At 61.0% G+C, this 1,077-nt stretch carries 1 protein-coding gene; it reads left to right on the top strand.

Translation table 11 applies throughout. The annotated features are described in order from the left end of the window. Window position 1: 1 nt before the first annotated feature. Window positions 2-1,077 (top strand): elongation factor Tu (gene tuf, locus LQV39_RS26310; RefSeq protein ID WP_230030142.1); only part of this gene is annotated, 1,076 nt, incomplete at its 3' end.

Raw genomic sequence — 1,077 nt, 5'->3', positions numbered from 1 at the left:
AATGGCAAAAGGTAAATTCGAACGGACCAAGCCGCACGTCAACGTCGGCACCATTGGTCACGTTGACCACGGCAAAACCACCCTGACGGCTGCAATCGCAACCGTCCTGTCGAAGAAATTCGGCGGCGAAGCCAAGGCCTACGACCAGATCGACGCGGCTCCGGAAGAGAAAGCACGCGGCATCACCATCAACACCGCACACGTCGAGTACGAGACTGCAAACCGTCACTACGCGCACGTTGACTGCCCGGGCCACGCCGACTATATCAAGAACATGATTACCGGTGCTGCGCAGATGGACGGCGCGATCCTGGTGTGCTCGGCCGCTGACGGCCCGATGCCGCAGACCCGCGAGCACATCCTGCTGGCGCGTCAGGTTGGCGTTCCGTACATCATCGTGTTCCTGAACAAGTGCGACCTGGTCGACGACGAAGAACTGCTGGAACTGGTCGAAATGGAAGTGCGCGAGCTCCTCTCGAAGTACGAGTTCCCGGGCGACGACCTGCCGATCATCAAGGGTTCGGCACGTATGGCGCTGGAAGGCCAGGCTGGTCCGATGGGCGAAGAAGCCATCATGCAACTGGCTGACGCACTGGACAGCTACATCCCGACCCCGGAACGTGCCGTTGACGGCGCCTTCCTGATGCCGGTGGAAGACGTGTTCTCGATCTCGGGCCGCGGTACCGTGGTGACCGGTCGTGTCGAGCGCGGCATCATCAAGGTCGGCGAAGAGATCGAAATCGTCGGTATCGTCGACACCGTGAAGACCACCTGCACCGGCGTGGAAATGTTCCGCAAGCTGCTGGACCAGGGTCAAGCTGGCGACAACGTCGGCCTGCTGCTGCGCGGCACCAAGCGTGAAGACGTCCAGCGTGGCCAGGTTCTGGCCAAGCCGGGCTCGATCAAGCCGCACACCGACTTCACCGGCGAAGTGTACGTTCTGTCGAAAGACGAAGGTGGCCGTCACACCCCGTTCTTCAACAACTACCGTCCGCAGTTCTACTTCCGTACCACCGACGTGACCGGTTCGATCGTTCTGCCGGCCGACAAAGAGATGGTCATGCCGGGCGACAACGT

Origin of the sequence: Massilia sp. Bi118, from assembly GCF_918697865.1 — a bacterium.
Classification (GTDB): Bacteria; Pseudomonadota; Gammaproteobacteria; order Burkholderiales; family Burkholderiaceae_D; genus Telluria.
The sequence above is the reverse complement of the archived record's forward strand: the minus strand, read 5'-3'. Positions and strand labels throughout refer to the sequence as shown.